Raw genomic sequence first — 21,969 nt, forward strand, 5'->3', positions numbered from 1 at the left:
CTGAACTGCTTCAGCGCCGGATCAAGCCGCAGGTGGGTTTCACAGAGGCTGCTAGCCGCCGGACTTTTTCGCTTTGAAACCGTGCTTGATCAGCTCAGCCAAGAGTAGCTCGACATGATCGCCCTGGATTTCGATGATGCCGTCTTTCAACGCCCCGCCGGTGCCGCAACGTTTCTTCAACGTTGTCGCCAACTCTTTGAGCGCGTCTTCGGCCAGAGGCACGCCGGTGATGGTGGTCACCGTCTTGCCGCCACGGCCCTTGCTCTCGCGTCGCACGCGGGCAATGCCGTCGCCGGCCGGGATCACGGTTTGTTTGCAGATACAGGCGTCCACCGGCTTGCTGCATTCCGGGCAATGACGACCTGCGTCGGTGGAAAATACCAGGCCACCTAAGGCGGCGAAGGATGCGGCTTTTTTGGCCACCGGCAATCCTCTTGGGAGGACAAAGACTGATCGCAACCTTGGGCAAGGTCAGCGACCGCGAAGCCCCACTCAGGCAGGGGCAGCGCTACTGCACCGGATGCTTCAATAAAAGCAGGACGGTGCAGCTTGAAAAGGTCGCGCAGTGTAACGGCAAAAATGCGACTTGCTAAGTGCCAATCGGCGCCAATTCATGTGTTCTTTGCGACGTCGCTTTGCTGCGCCTTCAGATAGCGCTTCAACGCGGCCAGAGAGTCCGGGCAATAAGGCTTTTGCTCGATTTCCTGCATGACCTGCTCGACCGGAATAAAGCGTGCTTCGAGGACTTCTTCCGGCTGCAGTTTGAGCGGACCGTCCCATACAGCGGAAAACGCCGAACACCACAGGCGATTGCCGGTGTCCTCGAAGTAGAAATGGTCATGGGCCGTCAACTCGACGCCGCTGACACCCAACTCTTCTTCCAGCTCTCGGGCCGCCGACTCGGCGTAAGTCTCATCGGCCTGCACCATGCCGCCTGCCGCGACATCCCAGTAACCCGGGTAAATTGCCTTGCTCAACGTGCGCCGGTGCACGCAAAGGTCACCGGCGGAATTGAACAACATGATGTACGTGCCACGGCCGATCAGCCCGCGCTCGCGTAAATCGGCGCGCACGAGAGCGCCGAGCAGGTTGTCCTGCTCGTCGACCCAGGCGATCTGTTCAGCATCCGAGGCGGCGCGATGGGCCGCCTCTTTGGCGTTCTGGCTCATGTATCAGCCCTGATTGAGCAGTTGACGCAAATCGATCACAGCAGCGTTGGCACGGGAAATATAGTTGGCCATGACCAGCGAGTGGTTGGCCAGCACGCCGAAGCCACTGCCGTTAAGAATCATAGGACTCCAGACCGGTTCCTGCGAGGCTTCCAGTTCACGGATGATCTGACGCACGCTGACGGTGGCGTTCTTCTTCGCCAGGACATCGGCGAAGTCGACTTCGATGGCGCGCAACAGGTGCGAGAGTGCCCAGGCCTGACCGCGTGCTTCGTAGAACACGTTGTCGATCTGCATCCACGGAGTCTCGACAACTTCCTCGTCAACCTGCGGCACTTCGCCGATGGCCGGCACTTCGGTTTTCAGTGCAGTGTTGAGTTTGACCCGGCCAACACTGGCCGACAGGCGTTGCGACAGCGAGCCGAGACGGGTGCCGACATCGCCGAGCCAGTTGTTCAGGTTGTCGGCGCGGGCATAGAACAGCGCGTTTTTCTGGGTTGGATCAGACAGGCGCGCCTGATAGCGGCTCAACGAATTGATACCTTCCTGGTACTCCGACTCACTCGACGGCAGGATCCAGCTCTTGTTGTCGAAGTTGAAGCGCGGTTCGGCCTTGGCCAGATCGGCATCTTCCGCCGACTGCGATTGCGAACGGGCAAAATCTTTGCGCAGAGCGCGGGTCAAGTCACGCACCTGCACCAGTACGCCGTATTCCCAACTCGGCGTGTTGTCCATCCACAGACCTGGCGGGAAGCGGTCATTGGAGATGTAGCCGCCCGGCTTGTTGAGCAAGGTGCCGGCAACGGTCTTCAGGGTTTCAACCGTGGTGTAGCCGATCACCATCTGCTTGCCTTCTTTCTCGGCAGCCACCTGGGCGTTTTGTGCGACCGGAAACAGCGCCGGCTCCTGGCTCCAGTACCAGCCCAGGCCAATGGTCACCAACAGATAAATGCCGATCAGCGTGGCCAGGGCACGGCTGAACAGCAGCCCGCCAACATAGCTGCGGGTGGCCGACTTGGGCTCGGCGGCTCGTTCAGGCGCGCTGCCCGCGCGGTTTTTCCAGTCCAGCATGGCGATATCCTTTCAATCACTTGGGTTCAACGGTTCGACCACAACCATACAACAACGTGCCAGAGCCGGGCACCCGCGCGTAACGATAAGCCGCAAATCATGTGGGCGAATGACGCTTCGACGCTGACTAAGGGAATCCCCGATGCCCGCGCCTCAGCGATTCGAATGGCAGGCTATTGAAAACCCTTGCAAAGCTCATTCATCGCGCGCATGAAATTACGCCTGACAACTCATCCATATCGCCCTGATCAATCAGGGACTGCCCGTACCATGGGGGTTTGAGCGACGACAAGGTCGAAAACAAAACCGCTCGGTCAGAAACTGAATGGTGACGCATTGCAGATTATTGACGTACGACACTCGTGTAAGGGAAAAGAGGTGCTAGCATAGAGCCACCAGTCGATCTCAGCATGCAGCCTAACTAGTAGTCAGGATATGACCGAGCCAGAAGACCCCAGCCGTGAGCGTCTCAAGCACCACTTTGCCCAGCGGGTAATTCATCAGGCACGTCAGATTCTTGAGATATGGCAGCGCCTGCAACGCAGTGAGTGGTCCACTGTCGACCTCGCCGAACTGAGCGAGGCCAACCTGCGCCTGCTGCGTTTTGCCGAGCGCTTCGAACAGCCGGAACACACTCAACTCGCGCGCCACATCAGCCAGTCGCTGGAAGCGGTAGACGCCAACCGCGGCCGCCTCAGCAGTGGCCTGATCACTGACCTCAATCGCTTGATGCAGCGCTTGTCGCGCACCGGCCTGCGCCATGGCGATCAGCTCGACCAGACCTTCCTGCCGCCACTGCGCAAACCGATCTACGTGATGCTGCAGGATCACGACCGCGCCGAACGGCTGGCCAAACAACTTGAATTCTTCGGTCTGAGCGCACAGGCGCTGGACAGTGTTTCGGCCTTTCGCTCCTCGATGGTCGAGCGCCTGCCGGCAGCTATCGTCATGGACGTGGATTTCAGCGGCGCCGGCATCGGCCTGAAACTCGCCGCCGAAGCCCAGGTCGGGCTCGAGGAGCCACTGCCGCTGCTGTTCTTCAGCCTGCATGAAACCGACACGCCGACCCGTCTCGCGGCGGTGCGTGCCGGTGGCCAGGAATTTCTCACCGGCACCCTCGAAGCGTCGAGCCTGCTGGAAAAGATCGAAGTCCTCACCTGCGTCGCGCAGTACGAGCCTTATAAAGTGTTGATCATCGACGACTCGCGTGCGCAGGCATTGCACACCGAGCGCCTGCTCAACAGCGCCGGCATCGTCACCCGCACCTTGATCGAACCGATTCAGGCGATGGCCGAACTGGCGGATTTCCAGCCCGACCTGATCATCCTCGACATGTACATGCCGGCCTGCACCGGTACCGAACTGGCCAAGGTGATCCGCCACAACGACCGCTATGTCAGCGTGCCGATCATTTACCTGTCGGCCGAAGACGATCTGGACAAGCAGCTCGACGCCATGAGCGAGGGCGGCGATGACTTCCTGACCAAACCGATCAAGCCGCGTCACCTGATCACCACCGTGCGCAACCGCGCCGCCCGCGCACGCAATCTCAAGGCACGGATGGTCCGCGACAGCCTCACCGGTCTGTACAACCACACGCACATTCTGCAATTGCTCGAAGACTGCTCGTTCCGCGCCCGCCGCGAGAACAAGCCGCTGAGCTTTGCCATGCTCGACATCGACCACTTCAAACGGGTCAACGACAGCCACGGCCACCCAATGGGCGACCGGGTGATCAAAAGCCTGGCGTTGTTTCTCAAACAGCGTTTGCGCAAAACCGACTTCATCGGCCGCTACGGCGGTGAAGAGTTCGCCATCGTCATGCCCGACACCGATATAGAAGCCGCGCATAAAGTGCTCGACGAAATCCGCCAGCGTTTCGCCGAAATCCATTACCCGGCGCAGCCGCAGGATTTGTGGTGCACCTTCAGTGCCGGCGTGGTGGAAATGCACGACGACTGCGACAGCCTGATGATGGCCAGCCAGGCCGATGAGGCGCTGTACCGCGCCAAGGGTGCCGGGCGCAATCGCGTGCAGACTGCGCGCGAGTCAAAGCAAAGTGCCACTTTTTCATCGGATTCCACTGATTCGGTCATAACCCTGTAACAGAACCGAAATAAATTCAGGCACTTACCATTTCTGCCGTTGGTAGCCGTCATGCGCCTGAAGTTGCTCACCAATCTCAATACGCTGCTGCTGGTCGCCGTGTGCCTCGCACTCGGCGCCACGCTGTGGTGGTCACAAAAAGCCCTCGAACGCCCGTATCTGTTGATGGAGCGGTATCTGGGGTTGTCGCAGCAATTTCAAAACGAGGTGGCGCGCAACGTCGAGGACTACCTCGGCAGTGGCGATGCCCTGCGCCTGAGCAGCGCCGGCCAGGCCATCGACGGTTTGCGCGAAGACCTCGGTGAATTGCCCCCGGCGCTGGCCGACACCCTGCGCCCGAGCTTGACGGGGCTGGAAGAATTCAGCAAAACCGACCTGCTCGCGGCCGGCAAACTGGCCGGTGATCCGCAGGCCTTGCTGTTGCAGGCCGAGCGCGAATTGAGCGCCAGCCTCGATCAGCTCAGCACTTACGCCAACGGTAACGCGGCTTATCTGGCACCGCTGCTCGCCGCTGCGCAGCACTTGGGCAAACTGTCGCTGGCGCGGGACAAACTGGTCAGCAGCGGGCGCAGTGAGCTAGCCGCCGATGTTGAGCGCGAAGTCACCAATATCCGCTCGCAGGCTCAAGTGATTGATGCCCTGCCCTTGCTCGGCGTTGTGGCCAAGAGTGAATCGGGCAGCGACGATTTCGCGGCGATGATGGGCATCGAAAACACGGAAAAAACTGTCGCGCAAGATGCTGGCGTCGGCCTCAAGCGCGAACTCAACAGCTTGCTCGGACGTTATCCGGCGGAGCTTGAGCGCACCCGCGATCAGATTCAGAAACGCACCGACCTGAGCACTGCCACTCACCAGAAAATCGCCGCCGTACAGCAAGCCATCGCCGGGCTTGAGCCGGTGGTGCGCGCCCAGCACGGACAGATTCAGGGCGAAGTGCGACTGATGCAGGGCGTGATGATCGGTTTGATTCTGCTGATCGCGCTATTGATCGACACCTTGCAACGCCGACTGGCCCGTACGCTGACCAATCTCGCGCCTGCGCTGTCGACCTGGGCAGAAGGCGATTTCAGCCGCGATATTCACCTGGGCAAAACCAACCGTGAACTGCACGACATCGAAGCCTCTTTGAATCGCTTGCGCGCCTATCTGGTGGATCTGGTCGGGACCATTCGCGGCAATGCCGAACAAGTCGCGGGCAGCAGCCGTACCCTCGCCGAGCTGAGCAACGACTTGCACAGCGGCGCCGAACATCAGGCTGGCGACACCGCGCTGATCCGTGATTCCCTCGGCGAACTTGAAGCGACAATCCAGCAAGTGGCCGGTGACGCACAGCAGGCAGCGGATGCCAGCCGCCATGCCGGACTGGCCGTCGAGCATGGGCAGACGGTCATTGGCCAAAGCCTCACCGGCCTGCACGCGTTGGTCGGTGAAGTACAAGGCAACGCGCAGATGATCGAACACCTGGCCGAGGAGTCGGCGACCATTGGTGGCGTATTGACGGTGATTCGCTCGATTGCCGATCAAACCAACCTGCTGGCGCTGAACGCGGCGATCGAAGCGGCGCGTGCCGGGGAAATGGGTCGGGGTTTCGCCGTAGTGGCCGAAGAAGTGCGCTCACTGGCACAACGCACCGCAGGCGCGACAGCCGAGATTCAGACGCTGATCGCCGGCCTGCAAACCGCTGCTCGTCAATCGGTCGAAGGCATGCGCGCGCAGGTCGAACACGCCGAAGCCACCGCCAATCAGGCGCAAGCGGCGGACGGTGCGCTGGATAAAATCGTCGGCGCGATCCAGACCATTTCCGACACGGCGATCCGCATCGCCGATGTCACTGCGCAACAGAGTGGCGCGGTCAGCGAGATCCGCGATCACAGTGAGCGGATTCATCAGTTGGGCGGGGATAATCTGGTGCGTATCGGTCGTGGGCGTGAGCAGGGGGAGAATCTGCTGGTATTGGGCGGGCAATTGCATACAGCTGTTCAGGCATTTCGCGTCTGATAGACCGCCTTCGCGAGCAGGCTCGCTCCCACAGGGGTACATATTTCAATGTGGGAGCGAGCCTGCTCGCGAAGAGGCCCGCCCCGTCACCGCAAATGACCGGATCCAGTCACTTGGTCACATATTTCGCGCAAACATCGGCCATCGTGCTGGCTATTGCATAGAACTGGACAGTCACAAAGTCTTTGCGGCATAGTCGCCGGGTTCTGACGATTGCTCATTCATAACAAGGACTACGCAGATGGCAACCCTACTGGTGCTGCACGGCCCCAACCTGAACCTGCTCGGCACCCGCGAACCCGGCACTTACGGTTCAACGACCCTGGCGCAGATCAATCAGGATCTGGAGCGCCGCGCCCGTGAAGCCGGCCATCATCTGCTGTATCTGCAAAGCAATGCCGAGTACGAATTGATCGACCGCATCCACGCCGCGCGCGGCGAAGGCGTCGATTTCATTCTGATCAATCCAGCAGCTTTTACGCACACAAGTGTCGCATTACGTGACGCGTTGCTGGGAGTGAGCATCCCATTCATCGAAGTGCATTTGTCCAACGTGCACAAACGCGAACCTTTCCGCCATCACTCTTACTTCTCCGACGTAGCGGTGGGAGTGATCTGCGGCCTTGGCGCCAGCGGTTACCGACTGGCCCTGGAGGCTGCACTAGAACAGCTTGAAACACAGGCAACGACTTGAACTACAAGCGTTAAGCGCCCCTGACCGACCCTTGGGAGTTGATGATTCATGGATATCCGTAAAGTTAAGAAACTGATCGAATTGCTGGAAGAGTCCGGCATCGACGAGCTCGAGATCAAGGAAGGCGAAGAGTCCGTACGCATCAGCCGTCACAGCAAGACCCCGGCTCAGCAGTACTACGCACCGGCGCCGATGCAAGCACCGGTCGCTGCACCTGCCGCTGCTGCTCCGGTTGCTGCTGCAGCCCCGGTTGCCGCTGCTGCCCCAGCGCTGAACGGCACTGTTGCCCGTTCGCCGATGGTCGGCACCTTCTACCGTAAATCTTCGCCAACCTCGCCGTCCTTCGTTGAAGTTGGCCAGACCGTGAAGAAAGGCGACACTCTGTGCATCGTCGAAGCCATGAAGATGATGAACCACATCGAAGCTGAAACCAGCGGTGTGATCGAGTCCATCCTCGTCGAAGACGGCCAGCCGGTTGAGTACGACCAACCGCTGTTCACCATCGTTTGAACTGCGGAGAGCCTTTGATGACTGCGAAGTTGGAAAAAGTTCTGATCGCTAACCGCGGTGAGATCGCCCTGCGGATTCTGCGTGCCTGCAAAGAGATGGGCATCAAGACCGTCGCCGTTTACTCCAAGGCCGACAAAGAGCTGATGCACCTGGGTCTGGCAGACGAATCCGTCTGCATCGGCCCGGCTTCTGCCGCGCACTCTTACCTGCACATCCCGGCCATCATCGCGGCTGCTGAAGTGACTGGCGCTACCGCCATTCACCCAGGCTACGGTTTCCTCGCGGAAAACGCCGATTTTGCCGAGCAGGTCGAGAACTCCGGCTTCGCCTTCATCGGCCCGAAAGCCGACACCATTCGCCTGATGGGCGACAAGGTCTCGGCCAAGCACGCGATGATCGAAGCGGGCGTACCGACCGTTCCAGGTTCTGACGGCCCGTTGCCGGAAGACGAAGAAACGGCGCTGCGCATCGGTCGCGAAGTCGGCTACCCGGTGATCATCAAAGCCGCTGGCGGCGGCGGTGGTCGCGGCATGCGCGTGGTGCACAAGGAAGAAGACCTGATCGCCTTCGCCAAACTGACCCGCACCGAAGCTGGCGCGGCGTTCGGCAACCCGATGGTCTATCTGGAAAAATTCCTGACCAATCCACGTCACGTGGAAGTGCAGGTTCTGTCCGACGGCCAGGGTCATGCGATCCATCTGGGCGACCGCGATTGCTCGCTGCAACGTCGTCACCAGAAAGTTCTCGAAGAAGCGCCGGCACCGGGCATCGACGAGAAGGCTCGCGAAGAAGTACTGGCTCGCTGCGTCAAGGCGTGCATCGACATCGGTTACCGCGGCGCCGGCACTTTCGAGTTCCTGTACGAGAACGGTCGTTTCTACTTCATCGAAATGAACACCCGTGTTCAGGTGGAGCACCCGGTTTCGGAAATGGTCACCGGTATCGACATCGTCAAGGAGATGCTCAGCATCGCCGCTGGCAACAAACTGTCGTTCACGCAGGATGATGTGGTGATCCGTGGTCACTCGCTGGAATGCCGGATCAACGCTGAAGACCCGAAAACCTTCATGCCGAGCCCGGGTACGGTCAAGCATTTCCACGCTCCAGGCGGCAACGGCGTTCGCGTCGACTCGCACCTGTACAGTGGCTATGCCGTGCCACCGAACTACGACTCGCTGATCGGCAAGCTGATCACTTACGGCGCGACCCGCGACGAAGCCATGGCCCGCATGCGCAATGCCCTGGACGAAATCGTGGTGGACGGGATCAAGACCAACATCCCGCTGCACCGTGATCTGGTTCGCGACGAAGGCTTCTGCAAGGGTGGTGTGAACATTCACTACCTCGAGCACAAGCTGGCTGGCGAGAAGCACTAAGCTTCAGCCCGCACCAGACAAAGCCGCCTTCGGGCGGCTTTGTTGTTTCTGCAGATTTCACAAAACCCTGTAGGAGTGAGCCTGCTCGCGATGAGGCTGGCACATTCAGCATTTATGTTGACGGCAACATCGCCATCGCGAGCAGGCTCACTCCTACAACGGATTGGCGCTACAAATCCAGCTCCCACAAACCGCCTGCGCTCGCGTAAACTTGCGCGCTTCTCGCCGGCCGCTAGGCTGCAATCAATATTTTTCAAAGGTGCCCGCCATGCCTTGGCTGCAAGTACGTCTCGCCATCAGCCCGGAACAAGCCGAAACCTACGAAGACGCTTTCCTTGAAGTGGGCGCCGTGTCGGTGACCTTCATGGACGCTGAAGATCAGCCAATCTTCGAGCCGGAACTCAACACCACCCCGCTGTGGCCACACACGCACCTGCTGGCGCTGTTCGAAGGCGGCACCGAACCGGCACCGGTTCTGGCCCATCTGGAACTGCTGACCGGCAGCCCGCTGCCTGAGCATCACAGCGAAGTCATCGAAGATCAGGACTGGGAACGCAGCTGGATGGACGGTTTTGAGCCGATGCGTTTCGGCCAGCGCCTGTGGATCGTGCCGAGCTGGCACGCCGCGCCGGAACCTGATGCGGTCAACTTGCTGCTGGATCCGGGCCTGGCCTTCGGTACCGGCACCCACCCGACCACCGCCCTGTGCCTGGAATGGCTCGACGGTCAGGATCTGAAAGACTGCAACGTGCTGGATTTCGGCTGCGGCTCGGGGATTCTGGCGATTGCAGCCCTGCTGCTCGGTGCGAAAGAAGCGGTCGGCACCGACATCGACGTGCAGGCGCTGGAAGCCTCGCGCGACAACGCCGGGCGCAACAACATCGCTGAAGCACTGTTCCCGCTGTACCTGCCGGAAGATCTGCCGCAGGTTCAAGCCGATGTGCTGGTCGCCAATATTCTCGCCGGCCCGCTGGTTTCGCTGGCGCCGCAACTCTCCAGCCTGGTGAAATCCGGTGGCCGTCTGGCGCTGTCGGGCATCCTCGCCGAACAGGGTGACGAAGTGGCTGCTGCTTACGCTCAGGACTTCGACCTCGACCCGATCGCTAATCGCGATGGCTGGGTGCGCATCACCGGCCGTCGGCGCTAATATGTCCGCCTGCATAAACCGGATCGCCGCATGACCGACAGTTTCGTCACCCAGTGCCCGCATTGCCAAACCAGTTTCCGTGTCAGCCATGCTCAATTGAGCGTGGCCCGCGGGGTGGTTCGCTGCGGCTCCTGCCTGCAAGTGTTCAACGCGGCCAAACAGCTGCTGGAACAACACGCCGGCAAGGACGCGGTGACGCCGGTTGCGCCGCCCATGGTTGCGCTGCCGGACGAAGCGCCGTCGGCTTTCGAGCCACCGCCCACCATCGAGCAGCCCGAGCCGCGCGCCATCAGCCAAAAGCAGTGGAGCGCCTCGGCGCTTGATCTCGACAGCCTCGATCTGGACGAAGAGCTCGCACGTCTCGAACAACGGGAAATCCAGCCCGCCACCGAACTCGGACGCGCGCGCGAAGACTCCCTGAGTGCCCGTCGCGACAGCCCGGAGCCGGATGACGCGGCATGGCCAGGCAGTCTGTTCAGCGAACCTGCCGACGAGCGGCTGCCTGAGCCGGACGACGAGCCGCCGATCGACGACATTGAAACGGTCAAATCCGAGCGCACCGAGCCTTCGCTGTCGCTGGAACCGGTGGATCTGGATGACGAGCCAGCGATCCCGCACCTGCGCCTGCACGACCCGATCGACCCCAATGCCCGCCGCGAACGCTTGTCGGCCAATGACAAACCCGATGACGACGATTTGCCATCGATTGAGCCGCTGCGCAAAAAGCGCGAGCGCGCAGAACCCGGCGTACGCGCCGAAGTTCTGCAGGACCTGACCGACGACCCGCTGCAACTGGACTGGCAGAAACGCCGCTCGCCGTGGGGTCGTCGCTTGCTTTGGCTGGTGCTGGTCTTGCTGGCGGCAGGTGGGCTGGCTGCGCAGTACATCTCTTATCACTTCGATGAACTGGCCCGACAGGATCAATACCGCCCGTGGTTCCAGCAAATCTGCCCGCAGATCGGCTGCACGGTGCCGTCCAAAGTGGACATCGCCCGAATCAAGAGCAGCAATCTGGTGGTGCGCAGCCATCCGGAGTTCAACGGTGCGCTGGTGGTCGATGCAATCATTTACAACCGTGCGACGTTCTCCCAGCCATTTCCATTGTTGGAGCTGCGCTTCGCCGACCTCAACGGCCACCTGATCGCCAGTCGTCGCTTCAAACCCGGCGAATACCTGAGAGGAGACCTCGAAGGCCTGGCGGAAATGCCGCCGCAGACGCCGATCCACATCGCGCTGGATATTCTCGATCCAGGCCCGAAAGCGGTGAATTACAGCCTGAGTTTCCACTCGCCCGAGTGACGCGCTTCATCGCTTTCGAATTGACGGCGGTTTTCTGACTTTGTCACGCACAACCAAACCGGTGGCGATAACAGAATAACTGTTCAGATTTTGTTCAATTCAGCCTTTATCCAGTCATCGAGAGCGGGTATCATGCCAACCCTTTTTCGAACTCTCATGATCCGGCCCCACCTCAGGGAAGTCCTATGTCGGCGGTACGCATCGGCCCATACACATTGCAGAACGGCTTGATTCTCGCCCCGATGGCGGGCGTCACCGATCAGCCCTTTCGTCAGCTGTGCAAGCGTTTGGGCGCAGGGCTTGTAGTCTCGGAAATGGTCACCAGTGACATGAGCCTGTGGAACACCCGCAAGTCGCGCATGCGCATGATCCACGAAGGCGATCCCGAGCCACGCTCGGTACAGATTGCCGGTGGTGATGCACAGATGCTGGCGGATGCAGCCCGGGCCAACGTCGAACTGGGCGCACAGATTATTGATATCAACATGGGTTGCCCGGCAAAGAAGGTCTGCAACAAGGCCGCCGGTTCCGCGTTGTTGAAAGATGAAGCACTGGTCACCGAGATCCTGCAGGCCGTTGTGGCTGCGGTTGATGTGCCGGTCACCCTGAAGATCCGCACCGGTTGGGATCGCGACAACAAGAACGGTCTGACCGTGGCGAAGATCGCCGAGCAGGCCGGGATCTCCGCGCTGGCAGTGCATGGCCGCACGCGCGCCGATCTGTACAAGGGTGAAGCCGAGTACGACACGATTGCCGCGATCAAGCAGGCGGTGTCGATCCCGGTGTTTGCCAATGGCGATATCGATTCGCCGGAAAAGGCCCGTTACGTGCTTGACGCAACCGGTGCCGATGGCCTGTTGGTAGGCCGCGCCGCCCAAGGGCGGCCATGGATTTTTCGCGAGATCGAACACTTCCTGCGTACCGGCGAGAAATTGCCGGCGCCGGAGCTGATCGAGGTGGAACGCATACTGCTAGAGCATCTGGCCGCCCTTCACGCTTTCTATGGGGATGTGATGGGTGTGCGCATTGCGCGCAAGCATGTGGGCTGGTATCTCGCAACCTTGCCGGGCGCCAGGGAGTTTCGCGCCCACTTCAATCGTTTGGATGGTACGGAAACACAATGCGCCAACGTTCGGGAGTTCTTCGCCGAGCGTTACAAGAGCCTGACAGGGGACGAAGAAGGGGTGGCCGCATGACGATGATGACCGAGACTTTAGTGAGTGGAACAACACCCGTGAGCGACAACGTGAATTTGAAACAGCACCTCAATACCCCGAGCGAAGAAGGTCAGACCCTTCGCGGGAGTGTCGAGAAGGCGCTGCACAATTATTTCGCCCACCTTGAGGGCGCGTCCGTCACGGATGTGTACAACCTGGTGCTCTCCGAAGTCGAGGCTCCCCTGCTCGAAAGCGTGATGAACTACGTCAAGGGCAACCAGACCAAGGCCAGTGAGCTGCTGGGACTTAACCGCGGCACGCTGCGCAAGAAACTCAAGCAGTACGATCTGCTGTAAGCATTCAATCAAACCAGAAAGGCGCCCGCGTAAAAAACGGTCGCCTTTTTTGCTGACTTCCTTTGCTTTTGATGGAAATTGAGATGACCGACCAGACTACCCGCCTGCCGATCCGCCGCGCCTTGATCAGCGTTTCCGACAAGACCGGGATCCTCGAATTCGCCAAGGAGCTAGAAGCTCTGGGCGTCGAGATCCTCTCCACCGGCGGGACGTTCAAGCTGCTGCGCGACAACGGTGTTGCCGCAGTGGAAGTCGCGGATTACACCGGTTTCGCCGAGATGATGGACGGTCGGGTGAAAACCCTGCACCCGAAAATCCACGGCGGCATCCTCGGTCGTCGCGGTATCGACGACGCGATCATGAGCGAGCACGGCATCAAGCCGATCGATCTGGTCGCCGTTAACCTCTATCCGTTCGAAGCCACCATCAACAAGCCAGGCTGCGACCTGCCGACCGCTATCGAGAACATCGACATCGGCGGCCCGACCATGGTCCGTTCGGCAGCGAAAAACCATAAAGACGTAGCGATCGTGGTGAATGCCAGCGACTACGCCGGTGTCCTCGAAGGCCTCAAGGCCGGTGGCCTGACCTACGCCCAGCGTTTCGACCTGATGCTCAAGGCGTTCGAACACACTGCTGCCTACGACGGCATGATCGCCAACTACATGGGCACCGTGAACAAGGCCGCTGAAACCCTGAGCACCGAAGGCCGCAGCGAATTCCCGCGCACCTTCAACAGCCAGTTCATCAAGGCTCAGGAAATGCGCTACGGCGAGAACCCGCACCAGAGCGCGGCGTTCTACGTGGAAGCCAAACCTGCCGAAGTCGGCATCGCCACCGCGACCCAACTGCAAGGCAAAGAACTCTCGTACAACAACGTGGCTGACACTGACGCCGCACTGGAATGCGTGAAAAGCTTCGTCAAGCCAGCCTGCGTGATCGTCAAGCACGCCAACCCGTGCGGCGTGGCAGTCAGCCCGGACGCTGAAGGCGGTATCCGTCAGGCCTACGAACTGGCTTACGCGACTGACACTGAATCGGCATTCGGCGGCATCATCGCCTTCAACCGCGAACTGGATGCCGAGACCGCGAAAGCGATCGTCGAGCGTCAGTTCGTTGAAGTGATCATCGCCCCGAGCGTCAGCGAAGAAGCTCGCGCCATTGTCGCAGCCAAAGCCAACGTGCGCCTGCTGGCCTGCGGCGAGTGGTCGGCTGACCGCGCCGCTGCGTGGGACTACAAGCGCGTTAACGGCGGTCTGCTGGTGCAGAGCCGCGACATCGGCATGATCAGCGCCGATGACCTGAAAGTCGTGACCAAACGTGCGCCGACCGAACAGGAAATCCATGACCTGATCTTCGCCTGGAAAGTTGCCAAGTACGTCAAGTCCAACGCCATCGTCTACGCCAAGAACCGTCAGACCATCGGTGTCGGCGCTGGCCAGATGAGCCGCGTAAACTCGGCACGTATCGCCGCGATCAAGGCTGAGCACGCCGGTCTGCAAGTCGCCGGTTCGGTGATGGCCTCCGACGCGTTCTTCCCGTTCCGCGACGGCCTGGATAACGCGGCCAAGGTTGGGATCACTGCGGTGATCCAGCCGGGTGGCTCGATGCGTGATGCGGAAGTGATTGCTGCAGCCGATGAGGCTGGCATTGCGATGGTCTTCACCGGCATGCGCCACTTCCGTCACTAAGAACACGTTCCAATGTAGGAGTGAGCCTGCTCGCGATAGCCATTGATCAGTCAAAGCTGCAGTGACTGACACACCGCAATCGCGAGCAGGCTCACTCCTACAGAAAAGCGTCCCTGCGGCGCTCAACAGAATTAGCGTCATCCGAGGTTTTTGAAATGAATGTTTTGATCATTGGCAGCGGTGGCCGTGAACACGCCCTGGCCTGGAAAGTGGCTCAGGATCCGCGTGTGCAGAAGGTTTTTGTTGCACCGGGCAACGCTGGCACCGCCATCGAAGCCAAGTGCGAAAACGTCGCCATCGACGTGCTGGCCCTTGAGCAACTGGCCGACTTTGCCGAGAAAAACGTTTCCCTGACCATCGTCGGCCCGGAAGTGCCACTGGTGGCTGGCGTTGTCGATCTGTTCCGCTCCCGTGGCCTGGACTGCTTCGGCCCGACCGCTGGTGCTGCGCAGCTGGAAGGTTCGAAAGCCTTCACCAAGGATTTCCTCGCGCGCCACAAGATCCCGACCGCCGACTACCAGAACTTCACCGAGATCGAGCCGGCTCTGGCTTATCTGCGTGAAAAAGGCGCACCGATCGTGATCAAGGCCGATGGCCTGGCCGCCGGTAAAGGCGTGATCGTCGCCATGACCCTGGCTGAAGCCGAAGACGCCGTGCGTGACATGCTCGCTGGCAACGCTTTCGGTGACGCCGGTTCGCGTGTGGTCATCGAAGAATTCCTCGACGGCGAAGAAGCTTCGTTCATCGTCATGGTCGATGGCAAAAACGTTTTGCCGATGGCCACCAGCCAGGACCACAAACGTGTTGGCGACGGCGACAGCGGTCCGAACACTGGCGGCATGGGTGCCTACTCCCCTGCCCCGGTGGTCACCGCCGACGTGCACCAGCGCGTGATGGATCTGGTTATCTGGCCGACCGTGCGCGGCATGGCCGATGAAGGCAATGTCTACACCGGTTTCCTTTACGCCGGTCTGATGATCGACAAGGCCGGTAACCCGAAGGTTATCGAGTTCAACTGCCGCTTCGGCGATCCGGAAACCCAACCGGTGATGCTGCGTCTGCAATCGAGCCTGGTGCTGCTGGTCGAAGCCGCTCTGGCGCAAGCGCTGGACAAGATTGAAGCACAGTGGGATCCACGTCCGAGCGTCGGTATCGTGCTGGCTGCTGGCGGTTACCCGGGCGACTACGCCAAGGGCGCCGCGATCAACGGTCTCGATGCTGCGGCGAAGCTGGAAGGCAAAGTCTTCCACGCCGGCACCGCACTGAAAGACGCTCAGGTTGTCACTGCCGGTGGTCGCGTGCTCTGCGCCACTGCAATGGGCGCCAGCGTCGGTGAAGCGCAGCAGCAAGCCTACAAGCTGGCGGCCGCCATCGACTGGGAAGGCTGCTTCTACCGCAAGGACATTGGCTACCGCGCCATTGCCCGTGAACGTGGCGAAACCCAGGAATAAGCTGTCGATCAAGTCCGGCGAGGGATACCGTTCCTCGCCGGGCTGTTCCGCCGCCGCGCATCGTTATATTCTGGCATCAACCTACGAAGGGATTTCGCCGTGCGCTGGCTCAGGATTGCCATAAGCTTCACCGTCACGATGCTGACCTTGCTCTGCATGCTCACGGCCCAGGCCGCGCAAGGCAGTGGCTGGTCGGTATTGCTCGACGATCAGGGCAATCTGCAACTGAGCGATATCCGCTCCGCTCGCTACACCAATCAATTCAGCCCCATCGACCTTGACCGCCTCACTGCGTCCGAGCCCGATGGCGCATTGTGGTTGCGTTTCCGGCTGGCGCCGGGCAAGCACGAACAAGTGCTGCGCATCTTCGCCCCTGACCTGTCAAAGCTCAGTCTCTACGTGCTCGACGGCGACCAGCTGATCGAGCAACGCAACACCGGCACCGATCAGCCACAGGCCGAACGACCGTTGCCGAGCAGCGACTTCATGCTGCCACTGCCACAGAGCGACAAACCTCTCGACGTCTATCTGCGTCTGGTCTCCGATCATCAGTTGCGCCCGCACGTGACTCTGCAATCAGCGGTGATGAGCGCGGCCAACCATAACCAGACGCTGGTCTTCGGTTTACTGTTCGGCTGCCTCGGCATGCTGCTGTTGCACAACCTGGTGCGCTACGCCTATTCCCGCTCGCGCAGCAGTTTGTGGCTGGCGGTCTGCGAAGGCTTGTTGGGCCTGAGCCTGTTGCTGCTGCTCAACCTCGCCGGTCCCTGGCTGCCGAACTGGCATGCGGTGCAGACGCCGGGCGCCTATCTCGCGTTGCTGCTGACCGCTCCGGCCGGGTTGATGTTCGCCTATCGCTTCTTCGCTCCGCTTGGCCCGCACCCGCTGAACAAACTGTTGATTGGCGACATCCTGTTTATCGTGACCTGCAGCCTGTTGCTGTTGTTCGTCAACACCCTGCCGCTGAACATCATCACTTATGCACTGGTGGCGCTGGCCGGCCTGAGCATGTTGTTCGTCGCGTTCTATCACTGGCAGAAGGGCTACCGTCCGGCGCGGTTGTTCGTCGCGGCGATGGTGGTGTTCAACATCGGCACATTGATCATTCTGCCTGCCTTGCTGGGGCTGACGCTGGTGTCACCGCAAGGCCTGATCATGACCCTGATGGCATTCATCTGCATCAGCGGTCTGTTGATGAGCATCGCTCTGGGTGAACGTCAGCGCAGCATCACCGAAAGCCGTTTCAGCGTCAGCCGCGACCTTGCCGCGAGCAATGCAGAGATCAACGCCAAAGCCGAATTTCTCGCCAAGATCAGTCACGAAATCCGCACGCCGATGAACGGCGTGCTGGGCATGACCGAACTGCTGCTGGGTACGCCGCTGTCGGTCAAGCAACGCGACTACGTGCAGACCATCCACAGCGCCGGCAACGAACTGCTGACACTGATCAACGAGATCCTCGACATCTCCAAGCTCGAATCCGGGCAGATCGAACTGGACGACGTGCAGTTCGACCTCAACGCCTTGATCGATGACTGCCTGAGCATCTACCGCGCCAAGGCCGAACAACAGAACGTCGAGCTGATCAGCTTTATCCAGCCGCAAGTGCCGCGCGTAATCAGCGGCGACCCGACACGCCTGCGCCAGACCCTACTGAGCCTGCTGGAAAACGCCCTGAAGAAAACCGACGAAGGCGAAGTGCTGATCGTCGTCGCGCTCGACGAACGCAGCAGCAAGCCACGCCTGCGCATCGCCGTGCAGGACAGTGGCGCGCCAATGGAGCAGGAAGAGCGCGACGCACTGATGCACGCCGAACTGCACAGCAAACACTTCCTCTCGGCCAACCGCCTGGGCGGCAATCTGGGGCTGGTCATCGCGCGGCAACTGATCCGTTTGATGCAGGGCGAATTCGGTATCAAGAGCGGCGCCAGTCAGGGCAGCACGCTGTGGCTGACCCTGCCACTGGACCCCGATCGCCTCGAACACCCGACTTCCGATCTCGACAGTCCGCTGCAAGGCGCACGGGTGCTGGTGGTCGACGACAACGACACCTGCCGCAAAGTGCTGGTCCAGCAATGCAGTGCATGGGGGTTGAATGTCAGCGCGGTGCCTTCCGGCAAGGAAGCGTTGGCCTTGCTGCGAACCAAAGCGCACCTGCGTGATTACTTTGATGTGGTGCTGCTCGATCAGAACATGCCGGGCATGACCGGCATGCAGCTCGCGGCCAAGATCAAGGAAGACCCAAGCCTCAACCACGACATCCTGCTGATCATGCTCACCGGCATCAGCAATGCGCCGAGCAAGATCATCGCGCGCAACTCGGGGATCAAACGTATCCTCGCCAAACCGGTGGCCGGCTACACGCTCAAGACCACCCTGGCCGACGAACTCAATCAGCGCAATAAAGGCCAGGTGGTGTTTCAGCCGCAAGTGGTCACCCCGGCCACAGCTGCCAAAGTGCCAAGCGACTTCCGCATCCTCGTTGCCGAAGACAACACGATTTCGACCAAAGTGATTCGCGGCATGCTCGGCAAGCTCAACCTGCAACCGGACACCGCCGCCAACGGCGAAGAAGCGCTGCAAGCGATGAAAGCCCAGCGTTACGACCTGGTGCTGATGGACTGCGAAATGCCGATCCTCGATGGTTTCTCGGCGACCCAGCAATTGCGCGCCTGGGAAGTCAGCAATCAACGCATCCGCACGCCGATCGTGGCGTTGACGGCGCACATTCTCGCCGAGCACAAGGAGCGCGCGCGTCAGGCCGGAATGGATGGGCATATGTCCAAGCCGGTGGAGTTGTCGCAATTGCGCGAGCTGATCGAGCATTGGGTTGCTCAGCGAGATCAGCAGAATCGGACGGCGTCGACGTTCTGAGCAGGATCGTATGGTTATTCGATCAGATCTCCAAGCCATCAATATATTTGAGTGAGCCGGTGATGACGGAGTTTTTCACCTTTTCGCGAAACTGTGCGTAATGCAGCGTGTTGAATGTAATGGCAGCCATTTGTTCAACGCTGTTGTGGATAAGTGTTTCATCCTCGCTGAACAAGAAACCGCTGGTTTCTCTAACGATCTGGAATTGACGGTGATAGATGCCCATTTTCACTTTGTTCGGGCCACTCATCACGCAGGGGATCATTTGAAAATATCCGACATTGGCACGCAGGCTCGTGGACTCGAACAGCCTGAGTGCCAATGTGTTACGTTCCATCACCTGCAGCGCACGCCGCATGGGTTCGCAGAACTGCTCACCCAATACCGCCGCGATACGCTGCGTTGCCTGACCGGCCATCAGATTGTTGCGCGACGGCGTCAAGGTTTGCGGTTTCGGCACGTCCCATCCGACAAATTTCAGGACATTCCTGTAGTACTCGAACCAGTCCCCCGATAGCCCGTCCTCGAACGCCGCACGCGTTGCTCTTTGCGCATAGGCGGTGCTCATGTAGATGTCGTCTCGATGGCTCGCAGGCAGGCCACCGGCAAACGCCACGACACTGCCGCCCACCACCGCAGCCTGCGGTGTAATCAAGTCCTTCATGCCGTAATCTCCTTGGTCAGACTCAGCACGGCCACGCTGCCCGCAAGTTTGTCCCTGACTTTCCTGGCAATCGCCTCACGCGCGCCGCTGTAGCGAATGTCGGACAGACTTGCCCGGGCGTGATGCACATGGACCAAGCCTTGAACCTCTTCGCGTTGATACAACTGTTGAAATGGATTCTGGCTTAACTCGAGTGACGTCTCGAACTCAACAAACGCGCTTGCGATCGAATCGGCAGCATTCGCGACAATCACCAGTAGATGCACCTTCGCCAACGGCGCTGGCATGCTGTCCGACTTGGCCGTAGCCGATATTTTCATGAAACTGCGCAATCGCTGGATGGCGAGTTCGTCGCCCGGTATGTGTGCCATTCGCTGCAGAACTGCGCCCATTATTCGGGTTTCAGGCATCGCATCATTGCTTAACGCGGTATTGAAAAACTCCAGCGCCGACTGACTTCCGGGATTGCTGACCGGCCATGTCTGCTTCGACTTCTGATGGCGTAACCAGAAATCATCAAGGACACTCACGTACGTGCCGTACCAATCCGGGGACAGGGATTTTTCACGTTTCTTATTGGCAACCAGTTGCGCCAGCAAAACCGAGTTGACCAGATCGCGATAAACTTCCAGCCGCTCACCATCGGGAATAATCACCACGCAAGCCCCGACAACCAGAACTAAACATTCTTCATCCATGTTAGGCCTCCGTAATAAAAAGGGCAGTCGCCATGACTGCCCTTCTTCTTAATCAGATTTCATACTCTTCGATTTTCGATACCACGTTCAGACCTAGCTTGGTCCTGATGGCCAGGCGCGCCTTATCAGCAACCTCGGTATTCTTGGCAAAGATCGTTTCACCGGTGTACAACTTCACATTGCGAATATCCACATCGACAAACATAACTTTAGTGGAAGTATTGCGACGCAGAAAACGCACAGCTCCGACGGCCATGATGGCTTCGCCATTAACTTCGGTACAGACGCCAGCGGTGATGCCGCCAACGCCGTGGTTCAGCAGATTGCGTTCATACAGAGTCAATGCGGTGTCGCGTTTTTTCAGAGCGGCGATCGCGTCGCCCGCCGTCTTCAGCATCAGCGCAGTTGCAGGACCAGGCACCGCAAGACCCGCGACCACCGAGCCGAGAATTTCCAGGACCAGTTTATCCATCCGTACGCTGGTGCCCGCAACCTCCAGATCGTTGTAGTACTTGGTGACAGGCGTCCAGCCTGAGTTGGTCATGACCTCGCGAAACAGCAGATACCACTCCAGGCCCTGGCTTTCGAGCGGGAATTTCTTGTTGGCTACCAGTGTCGCGAAAAGAAAGGCATTTTGTGCGTCGGTCCGATTGTCATCCGTCAGATGGGCAGAAAATGCCAAAAGACCCTCGCCAACAACTGCCGCCTTTGTCGGCGCTTCCACGGCGTCACCCGAGTCAAGGGTCAAGGCAACACCACGACCTTGAATAGTTGGAACTTCATCAATTTCATATTGCTGCAAAGCACTAATGCAGTTGGCGACATAGAGTTGTTGCATTACTGGGTTATTCACTTTGAATTCCTTATCATCATTCAAGCAAGCCATCATTAACTTGCGAAAACAACCATAACCAAAGATACCAACCCCCAACAAACCAAAACATGTAACACCAATTACCAAAACAACAAATACCACAACTAACAAACAACTAAACTGACAACAACCAGTCTTTTAAAAGTCGATACCCCAACCCCGTAAAGCGCTGATAGACTCCATCCCCATTCTCCTTCCCTGCGAGACATGACCATGCTCCACGTGTTGTTCAGCGTTTACCTGAAGATGCTGGTGCTCTACAGCCCGTTCTTCGTGTTGTCCTGCTTTATCAGCCTGACCCGTGGTTACTCGCGCAAGGAGCAACGGCGCCTGGCCTGGAAAGTGGCGTTGGCGACGCTGGTTTCCAGCGTCTTGCTGTATCTGTTCGGGCGGGTGATTTTCGATGTGTTCGGCATCACCGTGGATGCATTCCGCATTGGTGCCGGCAGTGTGCTGTTCATTTCGGCGCTGGGCATGGCGCAGGGAAAACCGGCGGTGCAGGCCGACAACGTGCAGCAGGACGTCACCATCGTGCCGCTGACCATCCCGCTGACGGTTGGCCCGGGCACCATCGGTGCCTTGCTGGTGATGGGCGTCAGCCAGCCGCATTGGGACGACAAGCTCACCGCGATCATCAGTATCGCGCTGGCCAGCTTCACGGTTGGCGTGGTGCTGTACCTGTCGAATCGTATCGAGCGGATTCTGGGGGATCAGGGATTGCAGATCGTCAGTCGTTTGATGGGATTGTTTGTCTGCGCCCTGGCGGCGCAGATCATTTTTACCGGGATTAAAGGCTATCTGGTGCCCTGAGGCCGCCCCCCGAGCGCGCCGGCC

The 21,969-nt window shown here is 59.5% G+C and carries 19 protein-coding genes; 13 read left to right on the forward strand and 6 right to left on the reverse strand.

Annotated elements, in window-relative coordinates:
• Nucleotides 1-51 precede the first annotated feature (51 nt).
• The 3 genes from KBP52_RS15280 to KBP52_RS15290 all read right to left on the reverse strand — a co-directional run bounded on the left by KBP52_RS15280 (nucleotide 52) and on the right by KBP52_RS15290 (nucleotide 2,240).
• A complete protein-coding gene (locus KBP52_RS15280) occupies nucleotides 52-423 on the reverse strand; it encodes a translation initiation factor Sui1 (protein ID WP_007914613.1) in 372 nt (123 codons plus the stop codon).
• Nucleotides 424-611: 188 nt separating this feature from the next.
• Nucleotides 612-1,169: an NUDIX hydrolase gene (locus KBP52_RS15285; protein ID WP_123593101.1), complete on the reverse strand. Its 558-nt coding sequence runs from the start codon at nucleotides 1,167-1,169 to the stop codon at nucleotides 612-614.
• A 3-nt stretch (nucleotides 1,170-1,172) separates the two neighbouring features.
• Nucleotides 1,173-2,240 (reverse strand): DUF2333 family protein, encoded by a 1,068-nt coding sequence (locus KBP52_RS15290; RefSeq protein ID WP_016984927.1) that lies wholly within the window; start codon nucleotides 2,238-2,240, stop codon nucleotides 1,173-1,175.
• Between the two features lie 435 nt (nucleotides 2,241-2,675).
• Here KBP52_RS15290 and gcbA point away from each other — a divergent pair, with 435 nt between their 5' ends.
• The 12 genes from gcbA to KBP52_RS15350 all read left to right on the forward strand — a co-directional run bounded on the left by gcbA (nucleotide 2,676) and on the right by KBP52_RS15350 (nucleotide 18,899).
• Complete coding sequence (gene gcbA / locus KBP52_RS15295) at nucleotides 2,676-4,346, forward strand: diguanylate cyclase GcbA (protein ID WP_127925682.1); 1,671 nt, start codon at nucleotides 2,676-2,678, stop codon at nucleotides 4,344-4,346.
• Between the two features lie 51 nt (nucleotides 4,347-4,397).
• Nucleotides 4,398-6,344, forward strand: coding sequence for a methyl-accepting chemotaxis protein (locus KBP52_RS15300; protein WP_212620486.1), 1,947 nt, complete (start codon nucleotides 4,398-4,400; stop codon nucleotides 6,342-6,344).
• Nucleotides 6,345-6,585: 241 nt separating this feature from the next.
• Nucleotides 6,586-7,038 (forward strand): type II 3-dehydroquinate dehydratase, encoded by a 453-nt coding sequence (aroQ, locus tag KBP52_RS15305; protein ID WP_007914604.1) that lies wholly within the window; start codon nucleotides 6,586-6,588, stop codon nucleotides 7,036-7,038.
• A 48-nt stretch (nucleotides 7,039-7,086) separates the two neighbouring features.
• A complete protein-coding gene (accB, locus tag KBP52_RS15310; protein WP_116031728.1) occupies nucleotides 7,087-7,548 on the forward strand; it encodes an acetyl-CoA carboxylase biotin carboxyl carrier protein in 462 nt (153 codons plus the stop codon).
• 17 nt (nucleotides 7,549-7,565) lie between these two features.
• On the forward strand, nucleotides 7,566-8,924 hold the full coding sequence (accC, locus tag KBP52_RS15315) for an acetyl-CoA carboxylase biotin carboxylase subunit (protein ID WP_077570780.1): 1,359 nt from the start codon (nucleotides 7,566-7,568) through the stop codon (nucleotides 8,922-8,924).
• Between the two features lie 268 nt (nucleotides 8,925-9,192).
• On the forward strand, nucleotides 9,193-10,071 hold the full coding sequence (gene prmA, locus KBP52_RS15320) for a 50S ribosomal protein L11 methyltransferase (protein WP_212620487.1): 879 nt from the start codon (nucleotides 9,193-9,195) through the stop codon (nucleotides 10,069-10,071).
• Nucleotides 10,072-10,101: 30 nt separating this feature from the next.
• Nucleotides 10,102-11,370: a DUF3426 domain-containing protein gene (locus tag KBP52_RS15325; protein WP_116031732.1), complete on the forward strand. Its 1,269-nt coding sequence runs from the start codon at nucleotides 10,102-10,104 to the stop codon at nucleotides 11,368-11,370.
• Nucleotides 11,371-11,555: 185 nt separating this feature from the next.
• Nucleotides 11,556-12,566 (forward strand): tRNA dihydrouridine synthase DusB, encoded by a 1,011-nt coding sequence (gene dusB / locus KBP52_RS15330; protein ID WP_123593098.1) that lies wholly within the window; start codon nucleotides 11,556-11,558, stop codon nucleotides 12,564-12,566.
• Nucleotides 12,563-12,883 carry a DNA-binding transcriptional regulator Fis gene (gene fis, locus KBP52_RS15335; RefSeq protein ID WP_002555375.1) on the forward strand — a complete coding sequence of 107 codons (321 nt, stop codon included), beginning with the start codon at nucleotides 12,563-12,565 and terminating at the stop codon, nucleotides 12,881-12,883. The genes dusB and fis overlap by 4 nt, the downstream gene beginning before the upstream one ends.
• 83 nt (nucleotides 12,884-12,966) lie before the next feature.
• Nucleotides 12,967-14,574: a bifunctional phosphoribosylaminoimidazolecarboxamide formyltransferase/IMP cyclohydrolase gene (purH, locus tag KBP52_RS15340; protein WP_212620488.1), complete on the forward strand. Its 1,608-nt coding sequence runs from the start codon at nucleotides 12,967-12,969 to the stop codon at nucleotides 14,572-14,574.
• Between the two features lie 155 nt (nucleotides 14,575-14,729).
• Complete coding sequence (gene purD / locus KBP52_RS15345; RefSeq protein ID WP_123593096.1) at nucleotides 14,730-16,025, forward strand: phosphoribosylamine--glycine ligase; 1,296 nt, start codon at nucleotides 14,730-14,732, stop codon at nucleotides 16,023-16,025.
• A 99-nt stretch (nucleotides 16,026-16,124) separates the two neighbouring features.
• Nucleotides 16,125-18,899 (forward strand): hybrid sensor histidine kinase/response regulator, encoded by a 2,775-nt coding sequence (locus KBP52_RS15350; protein ID WP_123593095.1) that lies wholly within the window; start codon nucleotides 16,125-16,127, stop codon nucleotides 18,897-18,899.
• Nucleotides 18,900-18,921: 22 nt separating this feature from the next.
• Here the strand turns inward: KBP52_RS15350 and KBP52_RS15355 are convergent, their stop codons facing one another.
• The 3 genes from KBP52_RS15355 to KBP52_RS15365 are packed head-to-tail and all read right to left on the reverse strand — an operon-like array spanning nucleotide 18,922 to nucleotide 21,114.
• Entirely contained in the window at nucleotides 18,922-19,563 is a 642-nt protein-coding gene (locus tag KBP52_RS15355) for a hypothetical protein (RefSeq protein WP_123593094.1), read from the reverse strand.
• Entirely contained in the window at nucleotides 19,560-20,261 is a 702-nt protein-coding gene (locus tag KBP52_RS15360) for a hypothetical protein (RefSeq protein WP_123593093.1), read from the reverse strand. The genes KBP52_RS15355 and KBP52_RS15360 overlap by 4 nt, the downstream gene beginning before the upstream one ends.
• A gap of 52 nt (nucleotides 20,262-20,313) precedes the next feature.
• Nucleotides 20,314-21,114: a hypothetical protein gene (locus tag KBP52_RS15365; RefSeq protein WP_077571435.1), complete on the reverse strand. Its 801-nt coding sequence runs from the start codon at nucleotides 21,112-21,114 to the stop codon at nucleotides 20,314-20,316.
• A 234-nt stretch (nucleotides 21,115-21,348) separates the two neighbouring features.
• Between KBP52_RS15365 and KBP52_RS15370 the strand changes: the two genes are divergently transcribed.
• Nucleotides 21,349-21,945, forward strand: a complete 597-nt coding sequence (locus KBP52_RS15370) for a MarC family protein (RefSeq protein ID WP_077571434.1) — start codon at nucleotides 21,349-21,351, stop codon at nucleotides 21,943-21,945.
• The last annotated feature ends 24 nt before the right edge of the window (nucleotides 21,946-21,969 follow it).

The organism is Pseudomonas sp. SCA2728.1_7 (assembly GCF_018138145.1).
GTDB classification, from domain to species: Bacteria; Pseudomonadota; Gammaproteobacteria; order Pseudomonadales; family Pseudomonadaceae; genus Aquipseudomonas; species Aquipseudomonas koreensis_A.